Source organism: Salegentibacter salegens (assembly GCF_900142975.1).
GTDB lineage: Bacteria > Bacteroidota > Bacteroidia > Flavobacteriales > Flavobacteriaceae > Salegentibacter > Salegentibacter salegens.
On the sequence record NZ_LT670848.1, the window covers coordinates 377,689 to 399,126 of the forward strand.

Consider the following 21,438-nt stretch of genomic DNA (forward strand, 5'->3'; position numbering starts at 1 on the left):
TTATGAGACAAATCACAGATACAATTTTAATGGTACGCCCGGTGGCGTTTAGAATGAACGAGCAAACGGCGGTAAACAACTATTTTCAAAAAGATCTTACGGCCGATAATGTTAATGAACGCGCCCAGGCAGAATTTGATGAATTTGCTTCAAAACTTAAAAAAGTTGGGGTAAATGTAATTGTGGTAGACGATAAACAGGAAGACGATACGCCAGATTCTATTTTTCCTAATAACTGGGTTTCTTTTCACGAAAATGGGCACATCGCTTTATACCCTATGTTTGCTGAAAACAGGAGGAAAGAGCGCCGAATGGAATATTTCGCAAAATTAGAAGAAAACGGTTTCAAGATTACTCAAATAATAGATTATACCTCGGCTGAAGAACACGATTTATTTCTGGAAGGCACTGGGAGTCTTTTATTAGACCGACAAAACCAAAAAGCTTATTGCGCTTTATCACCCAGGGCAGACGAAGATCTTCTAATAGAATTTTGCGAAGATTTTGAATTCACTCCGGTTATTTTTAATGCTAATCAAAGTGTAGGCGGAAAAAGAAAAGCCATTTATCATACCAACGTAATGATGTGCCTGGCTGAAAATTTTACAGTGATCTGTTTAGATACTATAGACGACAGCAAGGAACGTAAAAATGTACTGAAACATTTAAAAAATGACGGTAAGGAAGTAATTACAATTACTGAAGCACAAATGCATGAATTTGCAGGAAATATGCTCCAGGTTCAGGGTGCATTTGATAAAAAATACTTGGTAATGAGTGCTCGAGCTCATGGCAGTTTAAACCAAGAGCAAATTAGTAAAATTGAAAAACATTGCGAGATTTTAAGCAGTGACCTGGATGTGATAGAAACCTGTGGCGGCGGAAGCGCCCGCTGCATGATGGCTGAAGTTTTCTTACCAAAAGCTTAGTTATCAATCGTCATCCTGAACTTGGTTCAGGATCTAAGATGTTGAAAATACAAAAAAAGGTTAGAAGCTGAACCAAGTTCAGCTTGACGAAGCTAAGAACCTAATGCTTCTTAAACAACTCCTTTAAAAACAAGACCATTATCCCGGCGGTAAAAAATGCAAAAGGGAGAGAGCTAATAATGAGAAACTTTTGCATGGCAGTAAGTACATCGCTTTGAGGTTTTATATTTCCTAGCAGAATAATTGCTTCTGAAAATATCAAAATCAAGATTGCCCAGATAAATCGGAATTTCTTACGTGGATGTTCCTTACCTTTATCGCTAAACATACTCAATACATAAATAGCTGAATCTACCGAGGTGACTAAAAAACTAACTAGTAGAACTATCGTCACGATATTAGTGAAGTCTGAAATCGGAAAAGCTTCAAAAAAGCGAAATAATGAAGTGAAAACATTATCAAATTCGCCATTATAAGTTTCCATACTTCCAATAAGATCAAAAGAAGCAGAGCCAAAAACGCTAAACCAAAAGAAACTTCCCAGCGAGGGGATTAGTAAAACTCCCAAGATCATTTCTCGAATACTTCTTCCTTTAGAAATTCTGGCGATAAAAATTCCGGTGAATGGCGCCCATGCTAACCAGAACGCCCAGTAATAATACGTCCAGTCGGTTAGAAATTCTTTTCCGGGGTTGTATTTGCCCAGTGCTAAACTAAGCGGAACAAAATCTATAATGTAGCTGTATATAGATTCAGAAAACCGGGAAAAAACATTCAGGACATCTACTTGAAAAAAGACAAAAAACATTAGAATTAACGTGATATAAATATTCCAGTTAGAGATGCGTTTTATTCCTTTTTTTATTCCGGCGAAGGCCGAAATAAAAGCTACCAAACAAATTATAAAAACCAATAAAATTGTAAGCCAAAGTGTTCCTGGAGTTGTAGAAGTCAGGTGGCTAATGCCTCCTTCAATTTGCGTAGTGCCCAACCCAATTGCTGCAACCAATCCAAAAACAGTAGTGAGAATAGTAAGTAAATTTACTCCTTCTGGCAGGTATTTTATTCTTTTAAGTTGAGGTAAGCTGGTTCCTAAAAAAATATCAGACTTTCTTACAAAAAGTGCGTAAGCGATAAGCAGTGCGAAAATTCCATAGAAAGCCCAGGCGGTAAAGCCCCATTGATAAAAAGTGTATTCCAGTGCGACTACTTCAGGAGTAGAACTTGTTTTAATGGGTGAATTTAAAAACATAAAAACCGGTTCCTGTACCGCTCTTAGCAAAATACCGGCGCCCATCCCAGCACTGTATAACATCGCGATCCAGGAGGGTCGGTCAAATTCTGGCGGAGAATTTCCCAGTCTTATTTTTCCAAACCTGGAAAATGCGATAAAAATGAGAAAGAAAACGCATAACAAACCTAGCCATAAATAGAATCCACCAAAAAACTCCCTTACCCAAATGGATCCGTTTTCGATTAATTCATAGAAAAATTCAGTAAAGAAAAAGATAAAAAGCGCGAGAAAAAATAAAACCCCCGAAGCGATATATAGCAAGGGATTTCTAAGAAAAGCTTGAAAAAGTTGTGTCAAAATTTATTGCTTTTCAGGTTGTATTTTGTTTGTCAAAAGAAGTATTTCAAATTTAAACAAATCTCGAAAGAATCAGGCAATTTGCTTTTTTGGTTCGCCTTTGGCAATTTTATTCAGCATACCTTCAAAAATAAAATAATGAAAGGGATACATAGCATACCAATATAATCGTCCCCAAATACCTTTAGGTCTAAACGTGGCGGTTTGGTGCAGCACATTTTCTTTATCGATACAAAACTCTAACCAGGCCTCGCCGGGAACTTTCATTTCAGCAAATAGCAGTAATCTTTTTTCTTCTTTATCGGCTAAAAGTACACGCCAGAAATCTAAAGAATCTCCCGAGGCAATTTTATTAGGATGTGTTCTTCCGCGGCGTAAACCAACCCCGCCAAAAAACTTATCGATATACCCACGAAATTTCCATAACCAATTTCCATAATACCAGCCGTTTAATCCGCCAATAGCCCAGATGCGTTCCAGAACTTCTTCGGGATTTTCCACTTTAGCCGATTGCTTGTCCTGCAGGCATCCATATTTTGGTACCTGTATATATTTATTTAGTTCTTTACGGAAACGGCCACTGCTCAAAGAATCTTTCCAGCTGGAAATTACCTGGTTTTGTTCAATTTTATAGAACGCAAGTTCAATAGCTTCGGTATAGGATATTGGTTCGATATTTAGAATTTCCTGTAAACGGGTGTCATTGGTAATTACTTCAACCCGCATACTATCTACCAGGTTTTGGGCAAGTTTATATGATGTTGAGGTTACAAAATAAAGCCAGTAAGAAGAAAGCTTGGGAGACATAATCGGGACGCTCAAGATCCATAGTTTTAGATTTCGAACTTCGGCATATTTCAGCATCATTTGCTTATAAGTAAGTACATCTGGCCCGCCAACATCAAAAGATTGATTATAGCATTCTTCTTTTCCAATAACGCCTGTTAGAAATTTAATGATGTCACGAATAGAAATTGGCTGGCATTTGGTTTCTACCCAGCTAGGGGTGATCATCACCGGCAATTTTTCGCATAAATCCCTTATAATTTCAAAAGAAGAACTTCCTGAACCTACAATAATGGCCGCACGTAAAACGGTAAGATTAAATTGTCCTTTATAAAGTATTTTTTCTACTTTTTTTCTTGATTTTAAATGTTTGGAAAGCTCTTCTTCGTTAATGATTCCGCTTAAATAGATTACCTGCTTTACCGAGGTGCCGGCCATAATTTTATTAAAGTTCTCTGCGGCCTCAGATTCCTGGGTGTCAAAATTATCGGTAGAGCCACTCATAGAATGAATAAGATAGTAGGCTACATCAATATTCTTTATTTTTTCAGGAGCTTCATCATCTTTTAAAAAATCGAGTTCTACGACCTCTACTTTTTCCAGTAATTCTTCGTTAGAGGTAAAACGGTTTTTGTTTCGAACCGCACATATTACTTCGTGCCCCTTTTGAAGAAGTTCGGGAAGCATACGCATTCCTATATAACCATTGGCACCCGTTAAGAGAATTCTCATAGAAAGATTTTAAGCTTAAAGTACCAATTAAATTAGTACTTTTCATCTCGATTAGTAAAACTTTATAAAATGAATAACGTCCTGAAAATAGTGCTTTTATTAATTGGAATAGGAATGATTGCTTACGGATTATACCGGCTAATTACACCCGAATTCGTCCTTGATGCCGGGCCTCTGCAAATTGAAGCTCACGGCGATAACACGCAATCTTATGCCATGATAGGTTTTGGCATTTTAGCCCTTATTGGCGGACTTGCATTTGGGAAGCGCTAAACAAGTCTAAAGATCTCCTATTTGGGTAAGTGCGTTATCTGCTTTATAGTCCAGAATCTTTTTAAAATATTTATGTATCGCAGGCGTATCGGCTCTTACCTTAATTTTAGAATGATCCCTGTATATAGAATATTCTTCAGCTTTGCCCTTATAAAGATGGAGTTTGTAATAGGGGATAACCAGCGCGTAAGTTTCCAGTAAAGACCTAAACATCACGATAATTCCGTTGGGCCGCATTTCAACATTACAGGTGTTGGCATTATTATCTAGAACCAGGAGATTGTGAATATCAATACTGGTATCGGTAATATGTAGTTTTGGCGATCCTGTTCCGTTTAATTTCATTCGCGCAAGTAGCGTAAAAGGCTTGCCAACTTCCTTGTCAATTTTCTCTTTGGTTTTGCTGCGGTTATAGGAGATATTCAATAACATAGCTTTTTGTTTAAAGATAAGTAAATTACATCGGGACATGCTCATGAAGTATTAAGAAAAAATAATTTACAATTTCGAGACAAGTCTCGGTGCATTTAATCTCGATTATCGAGTAAATTATAGGCAAAAGCCTATTTTCTGTTATCTTTGCAGGGCTTAAAACAATAAATAGAAGTAAGAAATGAAACTCCAAAGTACCCTCGCTACCCACGTAAAAGATGCTGTTAAAAAGACCTATGGTGTTGAAATTGATAACTTAGAATTTCAGCCTACGCGTAAGGATTTTGAAGGCGATATTACTTTGGTGACTTTCCCAATGCTGAAGGCTCTTAAAACAAATCCCGTAAAACTTGGAGAAGAGATTGGAACTTATTTAACTGAAAATGTTGCTGAAGTTTCCGGATTTAATGTGGTGAAAGGCTTTTTGAACATTGTTTTAAGCGATGCCTATTTTCTCGATTTTTTCAGTGAAATGAAAGACAGAGAAAATTTTGGGATACTTCCCGCTGCGGAAGATGCTAAAGGGATTATGGTTGAATATTCTTCGCCAAATACCAATAAACCTTTGCACTTAGGGCATATTAGAAATATTCTTTTAGGCTTTTCCGTTGCAGAAATTTTAAATGCTGCCGGAAATAAAGCCTATAAAACCCAGATTATTAACGATCGGGGAATTCATATTTGTAAATCTATGCTCGCCTGGGAGCGCTTCGGAAACGGAGAAACTCCAGAGTCTACCGGGTTGAAAGGCGATAAACTGGTGGGGAATTACTACGTAAAATTTGACCAGGAATACAAAAAGGAAATTTCCGAATTAATGGAAACCAAAGGAATTTCTGAACAAGCCGCGAAAGCTGAAGCTCCAATTTTAGTTGAAGCCAAGCAAATGTTGCTAAAATGGGAAGCCGGCGATCCAGAAGTGGTTGCGCTTTGGGAGAAAATGAATCAATGGGTTTATGATGGTTTTGAGAAAACCTACGATGCTTTAGGCGTAGATTTCGATAAAAATTATTACGAAAGTGATACTTATCTTTTAGGAAAAGATGTAGTGAACCAGGGACTTGAAAAAGGCGTTTTTTATAAAAAAGAAGATGGTAGTGTTTGGATAGATCTTACCGATGAAGGTCTGGATGAAAAAATCGTTTTACGAAGCGATGGTACCGCGGTATATATGACCCAGGATATTGGTACCGCCATCCAACGGGTAAAGGATTTCGATATTAACGGGATGGTTTACACCGTAGGGAACGAACAGGATTACCACTTTAAAGTTCTATTTTTAATTCTGAAAAAACTCGGATTTGACTGGGCAGATTACCTGTATCATTTAAGTTACGGAATGGTAGATTTGCCTAGCGGAAAAATGAAAAGTAGGGAAGGAACCGTTGTAGATGCCGATGATCTTATCGCTGAAATGACCGAAACTGCCCGAAATATTTCTGAAGAATTAGGGAAATTAGACGGTTATACCGAAGTTGAAAAAGAAGAGCTCTACCGGATGATCGGGTTGGGAGCTTTGAAATATTATATTTTAAAAGTAGATCCTAAAAAACGAATCTTATTTAATCCGGAAGAATCGGTAGATTTCCAGGGGAACACCGGTCCGTTTATTCAATATACTTACGCGAGAATTCAATCTATAATTAGGAAAGCCGATTTCGATTTTAAGAAACCGGTTGAAGATGGTTATGAATTTCACGAAAAAGAACGTTCGTTAATCAAGCAGCTTCAGCTATATCCTGAAACAATTCAGTTGGCGGCCGAAAATCATAGTCCGGCGCTTATTGCTAATTACACTTACGAGCTGGTAAAAGAATTCAATTCATTTTATCAAAATGTAACAATCCTGGGAACCGAAGATATTACCGAAAAAACATTAAGAGTGCAATTGGCCAATAGTGTGGGGAATGTTATAAAATCTTCCTTCGGCTTATTGGGAATCCAGGTGCCTGAAAGAATGTAGAAAGCCCCCTAGTGGGGAATAAAGGCTGATGATTTTAATTTTAGATTTGAACAAAACGGAAAACAGAGAACCGACAACTGAGAACTGAAATAAAAGTTTTCACTTCAGGCTCAAATCATTAAATTTGCAATTCGTTGAAAAAGCGAAATGTATAAAGCTTATTGAAATATAAGGAGTTTTATATCTCCTGCAGGGTTTATAAATCCTTGGAGGTATTGCTGATTTTTAGACCTACGAGTTGTAAAAAAATCTCGCAGGAAGTTGAATTTTAAGTTTAAAATATCGAGGCTTGCCTCAACAAAATTATACTCTTTCCCGATAGCTTTGGGAAGGATTAAACCATAGGAAAAATTATGTTTGATAGTTTAAGTGATAAGTTAGATAATGCCTTACACGTTTTAAAAGGGCACGGCCAGATTACCGAGGTAAACGTTGCCGAAACTTTAAAGGAAGTGAGACGTGCTTTGGTGGATGCCGATGTGAACTATAAAATAGCCAAAGACTTTACCAATATTGTAAAGGAAAAGGCATTGGGACAGGACGTTTTGACCGCCCTGAAACCAGGCCAGATGATGGTGAAATTGGTGAAAGATGAACTTACCCAGTTAATGGGTGGAGAAGCCGAAGGAATTAACCTTTCCGGCGACCCTTCTATTATTCTTATGTCTGGATTGCAGGGTAGTGGTAAAACTACTTTTTCCGGAAAACTTGCTAATTTTCTAAAAACAAAGAAGTCTAAAAAACCACTTTTGGTTGCTTGTGATGTTTATCGTCCTGCGGCGATCAACCAGTTGCACGTAGTTGGTGACCAGGTTGGTGTTGAGGTGTTTTCAGATGAAGGCAACCAGGATCCGGTGGCTATTTCCAAAGCTGCCATTGCCCACGCCAAACAAAACGGACATAATGTAGTGATTATAGATACCGCCGGTCGTTTAGCTGTAGATGAGGCGATGATGGCCGAAATTTCAAATATCCACGAAGCTATCCAACCGCACGAGACTTTATTCGTGGTAGATTCTATGACGGGTCAGGATGCGGTGAATACAGCAAAGACCTTTAATGAAAGATTGAATTTTGACGGAGTAATCCTTACAAAATTAGATGGTGATACTCGTGGTGGTGCGGCTATTTCTATTAAATCTGTAGTTAACAAGCCTATTAAATTTATTGGTACCGGGGAGAAAATGGACGCGTTAGATGTGTTCTATCCAGACCGTATGGCCGATAGGATTCTTGGGATGGGAGATGTTGTTTCACTTGTAGAACGTGCCCAGGAACAATATGATGAAGAAGAAGCAAGAAAACTTCAGAAGAAAATTGCCAAGAACCAGTTTGGTTTTGACGATTTCCTCAAGCAATTACAGCAGATAAAAAAGATGGGGTCTATGAAAGACCTTATGGGAATGATTCCGGGAGCGGGGAAAATGCTGAAAGATGTAGATATTGATGATGATGCCTTTAAAGGAATTGAAGCAATAATCCACTCGATGACTCCCGAAGAACGAAGCAATCCAAAAGTTATAAATTCAAGCCGTAAGAAACGAATTAGTAAAGGTTCAGGAACTACAGTTCAGGAAGTGAACCAATTGTTAAAGCAATTCAACCAGATGGGTAAAATGATGAAGATGATGCAAGGTGGCGGTGGCCAGAAGATGATGCAGATGATGAAGGGAATGAAGTAGAACTCAGTAGGCAGTTATTGCAGTCTCAGTTGGCAGTTAAAATTAACGTTTTAAATATGGATTTTAAGTCGCTACGCGCTTATGAGATTGGCTTTGAACTTGCTATGGGGATATTCGAAGTTTCCAGGGGATTTCCCAAAGAGGAAACTTATTCACTTACCGATCAAATAAGAAGAAGTTCAAGATCGGTTTGTGTAAATGTTGCTGAAGCTTATAGAAAGAGAAGATACGAGAAGCATTTTATAAGTAAATTAACTGATAGTGATGCTGAGAACGCCGAAACTCAAAGCTGGTTAGAGTTTGCTTTTGCTTGTAAGTACATAGATTTAGATACAAAAGATAAATTGATTAAGAAAAGTCACGAAGTAGGAAAGCTTCTGAACTTTATGATTAATAATCCCGGGAGATTTGGAGTGGGTGTAAATTAAAAACTGCCAACTGCAACTGCCAACTGAAAACTGACCATGAATATTTTAGACGGAAAAAAAACCAGCAACGATATTAAAGATGAGATTGCTGCTGAAGTTGAAAAAATTAAAAATAGAGGTGAGAAAGTACCTCATTTGGCTGCGATAATTGTTGGTAACGACGGCGCTAGCTTAACCTACGTAAATGCAAAAGTAAAATCCTGTAAACGTGTAGGTTTCGAATCTTCTTTGTATAGATTGCCCAATACGGTAAGTGAACTGGAACTTCTGGACAAGATTGAAGAACTAAACCAGAATAACGATATAGACGGATTTATTGTTCAGTTGCCTTTACCACCACAAATTGATACTCAAAAAGTTTTAAATGCTGTAGATCCAGATAAAGATGTAGATGGATTTCATCCTACTAATTTTGGAAAAATGGCGTTGGATATGACGTCTTTTATTCCGGCGACGCCGTTTGGGATTCTAGAATTATTGGAGCGTTATGATATTCCTACTAAAGGAAAACATACCGTGGTAATTGGGAGAAGTTATATCGTAGGAAGGCCAATGAGTATTTTGATGGGAAGAAGTGGTTTCCCGGGGAACTCAACCGTAACCCTGACTCACGAATTCACTAAAAACATTACACAAATAACCTCCCAGGCCGATATCATCATTATCGCGGTTGGAATTCCAGATTTTCTTAAAGCAGAGATGATTAAAGATGATGCAGTAATTATCGACGTTGGAATTACCAGGGTGCCTAATGATGAAGCCGAAAAAGGCTATGTGATTAAAGGTGATGTTGATTTTGAAAATGTAAGCAAACGAGCATCATACATTACGCCTGTTCCGGGTGGAGTAGGGCCAATGACGGTTTCTATGTTGCTCAAAAATACATTGCTAGCAACGGAACGCCATAAAAAAAGAGTAAAAGAAAATAGCAAAACCAGAACTGCTTAAAGTTTTCAGTAAAAAAAAAGTCCTTCCAAATCTTACAATTAGAAGGATTTGACAGGACTTTTTTATTTATTATAATTCAGGGAAAAATAGAGGTTTAATCTTCTTCTAATTTCCAGTCTAAATATTTATGTAGATCAGTTTCAATAAACCTTAAAGTTACTGTGAGCAGGGCAAAATCATCTACATAACCAATTCCGGGAAGAAAATCGGGAACAATATCTAATGGGTTCAATACATATAGCAATACAAATGCAACTGCTGCTATAGAAAACCAGGGTACATTGGTATAAACGCCCTTTCGGTAGTCTTTTAACATACCAAACATCACTTTACCCAGTTCAGTATATTTTCTTAAGGCACCTGAATTATTAATCTTGTCATCAATTTCTTTTTGATTATTCATGGCAATATCAATATCACCATCTTTAACCTGAGTAGCTCCTTTTTTAAGGTATTTCTCATCAATTTCTTCTTTCTTTTTACTAAACATATTCATAATTCTTCATTTTTTGATTAGTATTTATTTTTAAAGTCGGTCGTGGGCATTACCGTATTCCTTTTTATAAATTTTCAGTATTAATAAAAACAGCGAAATAAGCAAAGGCCCAAAAATTAATCCTATAAACCCGAAAAGCTGAACCCCTACAATTACACCAAAAAGGGTGATAAGTGGGTGAACTGCTGCAAGTCTATCTAAAATATAAAGTCTAATAATATTATCTGTAGAGCCAACAACCACAAACCCGTAGATTAACATGGCAATGGCCTGCCAGTTATCGCCCTGGGCAATTAGGAGTATCACTACTGGGAGAATCCCTATGGCTGTTCCAATAAAAGGTATCATAGATCCTATAGCGGTTATTACAAACCAAAAGAAAGGATCTGGCACACCAAAAATTAAATACCCAATAAGTGCTATTATTCCCTGAAAAATTGCGACCAGCGGAATACCCAATGCATTAGATTTTACAAGTTGATCACTCTCTTTTGCTATTATCTCCAGGTTGTCATTTCCCAGCGGGATATAGGAGATAAGAGACGATTTCATAGAATCTCTTTTTACCAGCATATAGTAAAGCATAAAATACATAATACCAATAGCTATAAAAGCGTCAAACGTGCCGCCTGCCAGGCTTTGCAGGTTTCCAGACATCCAGTTTGCAACCGAAGAAGTGTCTATAGATTCACTCACGCTATAGCCTATATACGTTTCGGCTTCATTGAGCTGCTCTTTTACGGCTCTAATTACACGTTCAGAATTTGCAACTGCTTTACTTATTTTTGAAGTAAGCATAATTACAATTAGAATAATGGGCACCAGGATGCCTACAAAAGATCCTGCCATTAAAAGCGCTGCTGCTACCGGAGGTTTCCAGCCCCTGGCCAGTAATTTTTTCATCCAATTACGCAAAAGAACATATAAAGTAATTGCCCCTAAAACCCCCGAGAGGTATGGGATAATTTCTTTAAAAATTAAAACCGTTAAAAAGAGAATGAGCATTAGTACGAAAATCTGCCGTACCAGTGCCGGTTTTAATCTATCCATATTTTTGCGCTTGGTTGGTTATTTTGCAAATAGCTGTTCTTTATTTTTAAAAGCTTTAAATTCTAATGCGTTTCCGCTGGGGTCTTTAAAAAACATGGTGGCCTGCTCGCCTACCTGACCCTCAAAACGGATGTAAGGTTCTATTTCAAACTCAATATTTTTTGATCTTAATAAATTAGCAAATTCCTGGAATACTTCCCATTCTAGAACTACTCCAAAATGAGGTACGGGCACATCTTTGCCATCTACAGGGTTGCTGTGCGCTTTTTCGGTTTCGTTAGCCGGTTTATAATGAATTACCAATTGGTGACCAAAAAAATTAAAATCTACCCAGTGATCGCTGCTGCGGCCTTCGCCACAACCCAGGATTTCTTTATAAAATTTTCTGGCTTTTTGTAAATCTGAAACCGGTATGGCTAAATGAAATGGCTGTACCTTCATAAATCTTAACTTAGTTAATCTAAAATTCTACGCAATTAAAATTAACATGTAATCTTAACATGCCGGCAAGGCATTGCGCTAATAATGTGTTAAGATTTATTTCCACGGGATCCCGTGGCTTTTTTTTCTGAATTTTTTAATCTGGAAGCTTCTTCTGTTTTGCTAGATTCATCTAGCATCCTGTTAATGGTTGCGAGCTCTTCTTGAGTAAGGTCGCGGTATGTGCCTACGGGAACATCCAGGCTCACATTCATGATTCTAATCCGTTTTAGCGCGGCAACTTCAAAACCTAAAAATTCGCACATTCTACGAATTTGACGGTTTAGTCCCTGGGTTAGCACAATTCTAAAATCGTTTCTTCCCAATTTCTCCACTTCGCATTTTTTAGTGGTAGTCCCTAGAATAGGAACGCCATTACCCATTCTGCGAATAAAATCTGGAGTGATGGGTTTATTAACGGAAACTATATATTCCTTCTCGTGGTTGTTCCTGGCGCGTAAGATCTTATTAACAATATCGCCATCGTTGGTAAGAAAAATAAGTCCTTCGCTGGGTTTGTCGAGCCGGCCAATAGGAAAAATCCGTTTTGGATAATTTATGTAATCAATAATGTTATCCTTTTCCACGCGGGTATCAGTAGTACAAACAATGCCTACCGGTTTGTTGAAAGCGAGATAAACATTAGGTTCTTTTTTTTCTGCTTCAGAAACTGCTTTTCCGTCAACTTTTACCACATCATCGGGGCCAATTTTAGTGCCCATCTCAGGTACGACTCCGTTAATGGTCACCCGGCCCTGATCTATGAGTTTGTCGGCGGCACGGCGGGAACAATAACCAATTTCACTTAGGTATTTGTTTATTCGGGTAAGCTTCTGTTCAGACATAAAAAAGATTGTGCTGCAAAGATACAAGAATTCAGCGCGAAACTAATTTTTTAAAAAATAATCAAGGTACAGGCAACCTTTTGTAACTTTCCTGCGTCTATGTAAATAGAAGGCCTTTTAATTAGAAAACCGGGTGAAAGTAATTCAACTTTTTAAAAATGAAACTCAATTAATAAAGCGTGCGGCTAAAAAAGACCGTAAGGCGCAACGGGAATTATATGAGTTACATTCAGGAAAAATGCTTAGCGTTTGCCGGCAGTATATAAAAGATATGCACCACGCTGAAGAAGTTATGCTAAACGGATTTCTAAAAGTGTTTACCCACCTTAAGGATTTTGAATCTAAAGGAAGTTTTGAAGGCTGGATAAGAAAAATTATGGTACGGGAATCAATTTCTTTTTTAAGATCACAAAAGAAAATTGTTTTTAGTGAGGAAGAAATTGCGGACCCTGGTTTTTCGGCTGAAATGAAAACGGAACTCAATGTTGCGCATATTCAAAAGATCATAGACAATTTGCCAGAAGGCTACAGGATGGTTTTTGTTATGTATGCGATAGAAGGATATAAGCACGCCGAGATTGCGAAAATGCTGAAAATCTCTGAAGGGACTTCAAAATCGCAATTGTCTAAAGCGAGAAAAATGTTGCAGGAGCAGTTAAAAACACAAAATACATCGGATTATGGAATCGAATCAAGAATATAGGAAGAAGTCCGGGAAAGCGAAGTCACGAAATACTTCTGAAAATAAGGGTAAGTCTAAAGATATTAAACCCACTGGTGGGAATAAATTCGAAAAAGAGGCAAGGGAAAAACTGGAAGAAAGGCGAATTAAGCCTTCTGCCGGAAGTTGGGAAAAATTAGACGAAAAGTTAAATGCTGAAGAAAACAAAACTTCTCAAAAACCCTGGAAATACATCGCGGCGGCAGTCGCAGTGTTACTAATTGCAGGAACTTTTATGTGGAATGATAATTTTTCAGAAAACCCGCAGGTTGTTGAAGAACCGGTAAACGAGATTATAGAAAAACCGGAAAGAAAACAAGAATTTATGCAGGAAAATATGACACAAATAGCTTCTGAAGAAAATAAAAATGAGGATGAAGTTTCAGTTGAAAAGAATGCGAAAAATGAAATTGCAGCAAAGCCTGAAACGTTTGTAAAAGAAGAAATTGCTGAAACACCAATTTCCGAAGAAAATAAGTATGAAGAAGCCATTGCTTTAGAAACAATTAGCCTGGAACCGCCAGTTTCCGAAGAAAAATTAATACAATCTAAACTTGAAGAAGTAATTGCGGCAACTGCTAAAAACAAAGAAATTTCTGAAGACGAAGTAGACGCATTATTAGCCCAGGCTGCATCAGAAATTAGTAGAGGAAGAAAATCACAGTTTTATAGTTCAAATTACGAGATTAGTGCCAATGCACTTTTGGCTGAAGTGGAAGACGAGATTTACCAATCTTTTAAAGCAAAGGTTTTTGAGGTTTTAAAAGAAGGATATCTAAAAGCTAAAACTGCGGTTGCCAATAGAAATTATTAATAGATAATAAAAATCCCACCCACGGGTCATTCATCAAACATCAAAATCAATTATTATGAAAACACTTACTTTTTACGTCACACTTTTAATATTCAGTTTTGCGCATCAACAGGTTTCGGCGCAGGAAGTTGCTTCTGTAGAAACAGAAATATCTTCTGAAGATAAGGCTAAAGAATTTTTTGAAAAGCAAAAAGCTGAAATTATTGAAAAAGAAAAGGAAAAACTAAAATACCAGATCGAGCGGATAAACGAGGAATTGGAAAGAGGTGAAATCACCAAAGAAGAAGCCGCGAAACAAAAAAAGGAATACGCCGAAAAGCACGCTAAAAATATTGAAAATAAAATAAGCATTTTAGAAAATGAAATGGAACTCAGGGATAGAAATAATGATGTTCAGGGATACATAGGCATTGGTGAAGATGGAAAATTATTAACTTTTAGGGTAAACGAAGAGCGTGAGCGCAAATACGATAAACGCACTACGAGCGATTTGGTAATCGCCGCCGGTTTTAATAATGCCCTGGAAGAAGGCCAGTCTTTAAACGATTCAGATTTTAAATTAGGAGGTAGCCGATTTTTTGAACTTGGCTGGGCGTGGAAAACACGAGTTTTTAAAGAGACAAACTGGTTGCGTTTGCGATATGGGGTTTCATTTCAGTTTAATGGCTTAAAACCTACCGATAATCGCATTTTTGTAGAAGATGGAGACGAAACTTACCTGCAGGAATTCACATTAGATCTTGATAAATCTAAATTTAGAATGGATAACCTGGTGGTTCCTGTTCATTTTGAAATTGGTCCTTCTACAAAAACCGAAACCGAAGATCGTTTGCATTTTTCTACCTATAAAATGCTAAAAATTGGATTTGGTGGTTATGCCGGTTTTAATATTGGAGAACGTCAAAAACTGAAGTACAAAGAGGATGGCGATAAAGTAAAAGAGAAATTAAAGAATAATTATAACACCAATGATTTGGTGTACGGGGTGAGTGCCTACCTGGGTTGGGGCGGTGCCACGCTCTATGGTAAATACGATTTAAACCCAATATTTCAGGATCCCAACAGGGAATTACACAACTTTTCTTTAGGACTTCGGTTTGATGTAGATTAGCCAATTTTAAATTGTAATTTTGTTCTCCCAGCAAAGAGGTGGTCTGAAAAGTTGTTAAAATCGTCATCCTGAATTTATTTTAGGATCTAAAATGTTGATAATCAAATCATGTTAGAAGCTGAAACAAGTTCAGCTTGACGGAACTAGACTTTTCAGACTTCCTCTTTAAAGGCTTAAACAAGACCAATTTGATCTCAAAAACCACCATAGATAATGTATTTGAAACCGCCCGGGTAGAGGAGGTTATTGGTGATTTTGTGAACCTGAAAAAATCAGGATCGAATTTTAAAGGTTTGAGTCCGTTTAGCGATGAACGAACACCGAGTTTTATGGTTTCTCCTGTAAAGCAAATTTGGAAGGATTTTTCAAGCGGAAAAGGAGGGAACGTCGTGGCTTTTCTTATGGAACACGAACATTTTACCTATCCGGAAGCTATAAAATACCTCGCCAAAAAATACGGAATTGAGATTGAAGAAACTCAGCAAAGCGACGAGCAAAAGCAGCAAGCCGATGAGCGGGAAAGTATGTACCTGGTTTCTGAATTTGCAAATAAACATTTTCAGAAAAATCTTCATAAAACCGATTTTGGAAAAGCTATTGGTCTAAGCTATTTTAAAGAGCGGGGCTTTACGCTGGAAACCATCAAAAAATTCGAACTTGGCTATTCTTTAGACGAGTGGGATGATTTTACAAAAGAAGCTTTAGCTGAAGCTTATAAACTCGAGTACCTGGAAAAAACTGGGCTCACGATTGTAAAAGGCGAAAAGCAGTTTGACAGGTTTAAAGGAAGGGTAATGTTTCCCATTCACTCTATGTCTGGCAGGGTTTTAGGGTTTGGTGGAAGGATTCTTACCAACGAAAAAAAGGCGGCCAAATACCTTAATTCACCCGAAAGTGATATTTACCACAAGAGCAAAGTTTTATACGGAATCAATTTTGCAAAGCAGGCCATTGCGAAAGAAGATAATTGTTTTCTGGTAGAAGGCTATACCGATGTTATCCAGTTTCATCAAAGTGGGGTTGAAAATGTAGTTTCTTCTTCAGGAACGGCACTGACACCCGATCAGATTCGGTTAATCAACCGACTAACAAAAAATATTACTGTACTTTTTGATGGTGATGCAGCGGGAATTAGAGCATCGCTTCGCGGAATAGACTTAATCCTGGAGCAGGGAATGAACGTGCGGGTTTGCACGTTTCCAGCAGGAGAAGATCCCGATAGTTTTGCCAAAAATAATTCGGATGAAGCTTTAGCCGAATATTTACAGGAAAACACACAGGATTTTATCAGTTTCAAGGCTTCGCTTTTAATGGAAGACGCGAAGAAAGATCCGGTAAAAAAGGCTGAATTGATTAGGGATATTGTAAATAGTATTTCAAAGATTCCCGATACTATTCAGCAGGAAGTTTATTTACAGGAATGTTCACGAATTATGGATATTTCTGAAAATGTGCTGTTTTCCAGCCTGGCACAACTTAATGCTAAAAGTGGAAGAACTTCTCCCCAACAACAGCAGCAAAAAAAATCTTTTGATGTTGTTAAGGAAGAGTCGCAACCAAAAACTGCGAAGGTTGACGAGCAATACGAGTTGGAGAAAAAAATTATTAGTTTGCTTCTTCAATATGGAACCGTAGAAGAAGAATTTGAAGATTTGGTGCTAAAAGAAAAGGAAGACGGGGAGCTGGGTTTAGAAAAGGAAATACAAAAGACAAGAGTTTTTGAAAAGATATTTTTAGACCTTCAGGAAGATGAAATTGCTTTTACCAATCCTAAATTCAGAGATATTTACGCCGAATTGATTTCCCGCTTAAACAGTGAAGAAAAATTTGAAGTTAAGAACTTTATTAACGATATAGACCCTGAACAGGCTTCTGAAATTACTTCGATTTTAATGGAAGAGGAGCAGTATAAACTACACGAGTGGGACCGGCAAAATATTTTTGTTAAAGCAAAAACCGAAACCATTTCCCGGCACGTTAGCGAAACCATTCTTTCTTTACGTAGGTTTTTAATAAATGAGAAGATCAACGAACTTTCCGAAAAAGTAAAAACCCCCGATGAAGAGCAAAACACCCAACATGTGTTGGAGGATGTAAAGGATTACCTCAGTTTGAAAAAAGTACTTTCAGAGAAGCTTAATCGTGTTATGTAGTGTTTATTTGTAATAATCGAGATCTGGTAATAAGATCGGCAATATTGTCTACCTGTAGTTTTTTAAGCAGCCTTGTTTTATAAGTGCTTACTGTTTTCTCGTTTATAGCGAGGGCTTCAGCAATATCCTTATTGCGTTTTCCAGATGCGATGAGGTTTAATACTTCAGATTCGCGGGTAGAAAGTTTCTTAAATTTTGCGATTAAATTTCTTCCGGGAGACATTCCCGCATTGAGTTTTTCGGTAATTTTTTTATTGAGATAAATTCCACCTCTTGCTACCTGGTAAATTGCTTTTTCTAATTCATCTGGTTTTGCAAGTTTAGAGATATATCCTGCAGCACCTGCCTTTATTGCACTTAATGCATAAACTTCTTCAGGATGACCTGTACAAACAAGAATTTTTACTTTTGAATAATCGGTTTTAATAGTACGAAGCGCATTAATCCCGTTAATTTCAGGCAAGTCTATTTCTATAATCAACACATCTGGTAGGCTTTCGCTTAAAAACCCGTACAGCTCTATCCCGCTATGCACGCTACCTACTACTTCAAGCGCCGGGTTGTTTCTAAGGATACATCTAATACCCTCATGCACCACAGGGTGGTGATCTGCAATTAATACTGTACTCATAATAAAAGGTTGGTTAAAAAACACGCCGGGGTAGGACAAGCGCGTCTATACTATTAAAAATAACCGATTTTCCCTCTACTTCAGTTTTTTGAGCACAATAATCGATAAAAGGATTAATTTTTAAGACTAACGGGAATATTGCACACAGGTATAGGTTTCATTTTGTGTAAATTAGCGGCGTGCTTACTTTTATATATTTTGAAGACTTCTTGTTTTCTTCCCTCAAAATCTTCAGCGGTTTTTCCGTTTTCAGCTTCTTTCATCGCCCATTCCAGTTCTGGATAAGAGGCGCCAATTTGATCTTCATCGGTACGGCTGTCTCCAAAAAGTCCGTCGGTTGGTGCAGCACTTACAATTTCGGGAACAATTCCCAGGAACTTGGCGATCTCTGTAACTTCAGTTTTCATAAGATCGGCGATAGGGCTTAGATCTACACCTCCGTCGCCATATTTTGTATAAAATCCAACTCCAAAATCTTCCACTTTATTTCCGGTTCCTGCTACCAGGTAGTTATGTAAGCCGGCAAAATAATATAAAGTAGACATTCTTAATCTTGCCCGGGTATTTGCCAAAGTGAGATCTAAAGTGCCAGAGGCTTCAACCTGTGGAGCGGTTTTTTTAAACTCATCAAAAACAGGTGTCAGGTTAACTTCCAGGTTGGTTACATTGGCATAATGCTGCTTTAACCAATCTATATGCTTTTGTGCCCTCGTTACCTGGTCTGTATGCTGGTGAATTGGCATTTCAATACAAAGTGTACGCAAACCGGTTTTTGCACAGAGTGCAGAGGTTACTGCAGAGTCAATTCCGCCGCTTACTCCCAGCACAAATCCATTCATTTGGGCGTTTGTAGCGTATTCTTTTAACCAGTTAACTATGTGATCTACCACTTTTTCAGTTTGCATAATTTTGGGTGATTAAGTTTGTAAATAATACCTTTGCACACAAATCTACTATTTAAACATAATTATTAAAAGGGCAGGGCGTTAAAGCCTTCATAAAGAATGCCTATGTATAAGAAAATAATTTTCCTGCTTTGTACAATTGCTTTTGCTTCCTGTAACGAAGATGCTAAAATTGAAAAGGAGATCGCAGCAGTGCCGGTAGATTTTGAAGTGGTGCGCTTTGACCGGGAATTTGCCGAAGCCATGCCGCAAAAACTTATGGATTTAAAGCAGGAATATCCGTTTTTGTTTCCGCAGCAATTTCCAGATAGCGTTTGGATTGAAAAACTTAACGACACGATTCAGCAGGAAATTAATACTGAAGTTGGCAAAGCCTTTCCTTCTTTTGAAAATAAGGAAACACAACTTCACAGTCTTTTTCAACATATAAAATATTATTTTCCGCAGTTTAAAGCACCAAAAGTATTTACCGTAACTTCTGAAGTTGACTATAAAAACAAGGTGATTCTGCAGGATGATTATCTTTTTATTTCCCTGGATACTTATTTAGGGGAAGGGCATCATTTTTATGTTGGGATCCAGGAATTTCTAAAGAAGAATTTTAGAAAAGATCAAATAATCCCTGATGTTGCAAACGCTTATGCCGAAAAATATGTAGACAGGCCAGAGTCAAGGACTTTTCTTGCGCATATGATTTACTACGGAAAGTTGCTGTACTTAAAAGACAGGTTTATTCCTGAAACTGCCGATGCTGAAAAAATGGGTTATACTAAAGGCGAATTTAACTGGGCCCAAAACAACGAAGCACAAATGTGGCGGTATTTTGTAGAAAATGAATTGTTTTTTGATACCAACACCGAACTTTATTCCCGGTTTCTATATCCTGCACCTTTTTCTAAATTTTACCTGGAACTTGATGCCGAATCTCCTGCAAGACTTGGCCAGTATATTGGTTGGCAAATAGTGCGCAGCTATATGGAAAAAACCGATGCATCTCTAAAGGAAATGATAAAAACAGATGCCGAAACAATATTTAATAAAGCGAATTTTAAACCAAGAAAGTAATGTCAGAATTTAAAAAATCAGAAATAAATATAGAAGTGGTAACCGATGAAAATCGTGTTCCCGAAGGAATAACCTGGAGTGCCGAAGACGGGAATATTTATAAAGAAGATGCCAAAGCTTTAATGCTTTCGGTTTGGGATAGCAAATCGCAGGAAACGCTGCGTATAGACCTTTGGACCAAAGATATGCCGGTAGATGAGATGAAGAAATTCTTTCATCAAACCCTGGTTTCTATGAGCGATACTTTTAACCGCGCCACTCAAGATGAAAAAATGACCGCCACCATGAAAGATTTTTGCGATTATTTTGCTGAGAAATTAGAAATTACTCAAAAATAATTACCTTGAGTGAGTTCACGGGACATACATAGGAAAAAAATTAATTTAGAAACAGAATATTAAATCTCGATCGAGTGGAGAAACTCATTTTTGTATATAACGCGTATTCCGGGACTCGCCACGTGGTGCTGGATGCGCTGCATAAATTAATTAGGCCCAATTCTTATGCCTGTAGTATTTGTAAAGTAACTCACGGAGTCTTTTCTGAAAATTCGCAGTGGAAAAAATACAGGCAGACTGCAGAAGCAGAAATGGAGTTTTTGCATATAGACGAATTTCAGAAGCGATATGCTTCAAAATTCGGTTATAAATATACTTTCCCAATAGTTTTATGGGAAGATGAAGGCGAAATGGGGATTTTTATTGCTACTGATGAATTAGAACGAATTCAAAACGAAGAAGATCTTATAAAACTTGTTGAAGAAAGGCTTTAATTGTTTAACGGGGCGAATTAGAAGAATTTAATTCAATATTTATTGCTTCAATATAATCTAAAATCTCTTCCTGTCCCAATTTTGAAGTTGCCGAGCTAATAAAGAATTCAGGCATTTCTTCCCAGCTTTCCAGCATTTTTTCCTGGTAAAAATTGATATTTCTTTCCAGAGCCTTTGGTTTCATTTTATCGGCTTTGGTGAAGATGATACAAAAAGGAACATTATTCTCCCCAAGCCACTGCATAAATTCCATATCTATAGGTTGTGGCTCGTGCCTGCTATCTATAAGTACAAAAGCACATATCATTTGCGCTCGCTGCTCAAAATATTTAGTGATGAATTTCTGAAATGTTCTTTTAGTGGTTTTTGAAACTTTCGCATAGCCATAACCGGGTAAATCTACGAGGTGCCAGTTCTTGTTGATCAAAAAATGATTTATAAGTTGAGTCTTCCCGGGTTTTGCTGAAGTTTTTGCAAGTGTTTTTCTCCCGGTAAGCATATTAATTAAAGAAGATTTCCCAACATTACTGCGGCCAATAAAAGCGTATTCTGGCAGTTTGCTCTCGGGGCAAAGATCTACCCGTGTATTGCTCACCACAAATTCAGCCGTCTTGATTTTCATCTTAAAATG

At 37.6% G+C, this 21,438-nt stretch carries 23 protein-coding genes; 13 read left to right on the forward strand and 10 right to left on the reverse strand.

The genetic code is table 11. The annotated features are described in order from the left end of the window. The first annotated feature begins 2 nt into the window (after nt 1-2). Nucleotides 3-929 carry a citrulline utilization hydrolase CtlX gene (ctlX, locus tag B5488_RS01670; protein WP_079733690.1) on the forward strand — a complete coding sequence of 309 codons (927 nt, stop codon included), beginning with the start codon at nt 3-5 and terminating at the stop codon, nt 927-929. A 100-nt stretch (nt 930-1,029) separates the two neighbouring features. Here the strand turns inward: ctlX and B5488_RS01675 are convergent, their stop codons facing one another. Together B5488_RS01675 and B5488_RS01680 are read right to left on the reverse strand one after the other, a co-directional pair. After that, on the reverse strand, nt 1,030-2,520 hold the full coding sequence (locus B5488_RS01675) for a BCCT family transporter (protein WP_079733691.1): 1,491 nt from the start codon (nt 2,518-2,520) through the stop codon (nt 1,030-1,032). Nucleotides 2,521-2,592: 72 nt separating this feature from the next. Next, nucleotides 2,593-4,038 (reverse strand): SDR family oxidoreductase, encoded by a 1,446-nt coding sequence (locus B5488_RS01680; protein WP_079733692.1) that lies wholly within the window; start codon nt 4,036-4,038, stop codon nt 2,593-2,595. Nucleotides 4,039-4,107: 69 nt separating this feature from the next. Here B5488_RS01680 and B5488_RS01685 point away from each other — a divergent pair, with 69 nt between their 5' ends. Continuing rightward, the gene (locus B5488_RS01685) at nt 4,108-4,311 is read left to right on the forward strand and encodes a hypothetical protein (protein ID WP_079733693.1); all 204 of its coding nucleotides are present in this window, start codon (nt 4,108-4,110) and stop codon (nt 4,309-4,311) included. 6 nt (nt 4,312-4,317) lie between these two features. Here B5488_RS01685 and B5488_RS01690 read toward each other — a convergent pair whose 3' ends face one another. Further along, complete coding sequence (locus tag B5488_RS01690) at nt 4,318-4,743, reverse strand: hypothetical protein (protein ID WP_079733694.1); 426 nt, start codon at nt 4,741-4,743, stop codon at nt 4,318-4,320. Between the two features lie 181 nt (nt 4,744-4,924). Here B5488_RS01690 and argS point away from each other — a divergent pair, with 181 nt between their 5' ends. The 4 genes from argS to B5488_RS01710 all read left to right on the forward strand — a co-directional run bounded on the left by argS (nt 4,925) and on the right by B5488_RS01710 (nt 9,764). Continuing rightward, complete coding sequence (gene argS, locus B5488_RS01695) at nt 4,925-6,706, forward strand: arginine--tRNA ligase (protein ID WP_079733695.1); 1,782 nt, start codon at nt 4,925-4,927, stop codon at nt 6,704-6,706. A 353-nt stretch (nt 6,707-7,059) separates the two neighbouring features. Then, entirely contained in the window at nt 7,060-8,388 is a 1,329-nt protein-coding gene (gene ffh / locus B5488_RS01700; protein WP_079733696.1) for a signal recognition particle protein, read from the forward strand. A gap of 56 nt (nt 8,389-8,444) precedes the next feature. Further along, entirely contained in the window at nt 8,445-8,816 is a 372-nt protein-coding gene (locus tag B5488_RS01705) for a four helix bundle protein (protein ID WP_079733697.1), read from the forward strand. Between the two features lie 36 nt (nt 8,817-8,852). After that, nucleotides 8,853-9,764: a bifunctional 5,10-methylenetetrahydrofolate dehydrogenase/5,10-methenyltetrahydrofolate cyclohydrolase gene (locus B5488_RS01710; RefSeq protein ID WP_079733698.1), complete on the forward strand. Its 912-nt coding sequence runs from the start codon at nt 8,853-8,855 to the stop codon at nt 9,762-9,764. A gap of 94 nt (nt 9,765-9,858) precedes the next feature. Here the strand turns inward: B5488_RS01710 and B5488_RS01715 are convergent, their stop codons facing one another. The 4 genes from B5488_RS01715 to rluF all read right to left on the reverse strand — a co-directional run bounded on the left by B5488_RS01715 (nt 9,859) and on the right by rluF (nt 12,635). Then, the gene (locus tag B5488_RS01715) at nt 9,859-10,260 is read right to left on the reverse strand and encodes a YkvA family protein (RefSeq protein ID WP_317041958.1); all 402 of its coding nucleotides are present in this window, start codon (nt 10,258-10,260) and stop codon (nt 9,859-9,861) included. Between the two features lie 30 nt (nt 10,261-10,290). Next, complete coding sequence (locus B5488_RS01720; protein WP_079733699.1) at nt 10,291-11,310, reverse strand: AI-2E family transporter; 1,020 nt, start codon at nt 11,308-11,310, stop codon at nt 10,291-10,293. An 18-nt stretch (nt 11,311-11,328) separates the two neighbouring features. After that, nucleotides 11,329-11,751: a VOC family protein gene (locus B5488_RS01725; RefSeq protein WP_079733700.1), complete on the reverse strand. Its 423-nt coding sequence runs from the start codon at nt 11,749-11,751 to the stop codon at nt 11,329-11,331. An 89-nt stretch (nt 11,752-11,840) separates the two neighbouring features. Then, entirely contained in the window at nt 11,841-12,635 is a 795-nt protein-coding gene (gene rluF / locus B5488_RS01730; protein WP_079733701.1) for a 23S rRNA pseudouridine(2604) synthase RluF, read from the reverse strand. A gap of 133 nt (nt 12,636-12,768) precedes the next feature. Between rluF and B5488_RS01735 the strand changes: the two genes are divergently transcribed. The 4 genes from B5488_RS01735 to dnaG all read left to right on the forward strand — a co-directional run bounded on the left by B5488_RS01735 (nt 12,769) and on the right by dnaG (nt 17,434). Further along, nucleotides 12,769-13,338, forward strand: a complete 570-nt coding sequence (locus B5488_RS01735; RefSeq protein ID WP_079733702.1) for an RNA polymerase sigma factor — start codon at nt 12,769-12,771, stop codon at nt 13,336-13,338. Further along, entirely contained in the window at nt 13,316-14,170 is an 855-nt protein-coding gene (locus B5488_RS01740; RefSeq protein ID WP_079733703.1) for a hypothetical protein, read from the forward strand. The genes B5488_RS01735 and B5488_RS01740 overlap by 23 nt, the downstream gene beginning before the upstream one ends. A gap of 55 nt (nt 14,171-14,225) precedes the next feature. After that, nucleotides 14,226-15,281: a hypothetical protein gene (locus B5488_RS01745; protein ID WP_079733704.1), complete on the forward strand. Its 1,056-nt coding sequence runs from the start codon at nt 14,226-14,228 to the stop codon at nt 15,279-15,281. Between the two features lie 188 nt (nt 15,282-15,469). Then, nucleotides 15,470-17,434 (forward strand): DNA primase, encoded by a 1,965-nt coding sequence (gene dnaG, locus B5488_RS01750; protein WP_079733705.1) that lies wholly within the window; start codon nt 15,470-15,472, stop codon nt 17,432-17,434. Here dnaG and B5488_RS01755 read toward each other — a convergent pair. After that, nucleotides 17,427-18,065 (reverse strand): response regulator, encoded by a 639-nt coding sequence (locus tag B5488_RS01755; RefSeq protein ID WP_079733706.1) that lies wholly within the window; start codon nt 18,063-18,065, stop codon nt 17,427-17,429. The two genes, dnaG and B5488_RS01755, sit on opposite strands and share 8 nt — an antisense overlap. 113 nt (nt 18,066-18,178) lie before the next feature. Then, nucleotides 18,179-18,970: an NAD(+) synthase gene (nadE, locus tag B5488_RS01760; RefSeq protein WP_079733707.1), complete on the reverse strand. Its 792-nt coding sequence runs from the start codon at nt 18,968-18,970 to the stop codon at nt 18,179-18,181. Nucleotides 18,971-19,075: 105 nt separating this feature from the next. Between nadE and gldB the strand changes: the two genes are divergently transcribed. The 3 genes from gldB (at nt 19,076) to B5488_RS01775 (ending at nt 20,807) form a co-directional block, all read left to right on the forward strand. Next, complete coding sequence (gene gldB / locus B5488_RS01765; RefSeq protein ID WP_079736493.1) at nt 19,076-20,035, forward strand: gliding motility lipoprotein GldB; 960 nt, start codon at nt 19,076-19,078, stop codon at nt 20,033-20,035. Beyond that, nucleotides 20,035-20,373 carry a gliding motility protein GldC gene (gene gldC, locus B5488_RS01770; RefSeq protein ID WP_079733708.1) on the forward strand — a complete coding sequence of 113 codons (339 nt, stop codon included), beginning with the start codon at nt 20,035-20,037 and terminating at the stop codon, nt 20,371-20,373. Before gldB ends, gldC begins: the two co-directional genes overlap by 1 nt. A gap of 74 nt (nt 20,374-20,447) precedes the next feature. Beyond that, nucleotides 20,448-20,807 carry a GTPase gene (locus B5488_RS01775; protein WP_079733709.1) on the forward strand — a complete coding sequence of 120 codons (360 nt, stop codon included), beginning with the start codon at nt 20,448-20,450 and terminating at the stop codon, nt 20,805-20,807. A gap of 4 nt (nt 20,808-20,811) precedes the next feature. Here the strand turns inward: B5488_RS01775 and yihA are convergent, their stop codons facing one another. Continuing rightward, on the reverse strand, nt 20,812-21,429 hold the full coding sequence (yihA, locus tag B5488_RS01780) for a ribosome biogenesis GTP-binding protein YihA/YsxC (protein ID WP_079733710.1): 618 nt from the start codon (nt 21,427-21,429) through the stop codon (nt 20,812-20,814). Nucleotides 21,430-21,438: the final 9 nt, after the last annotated feature.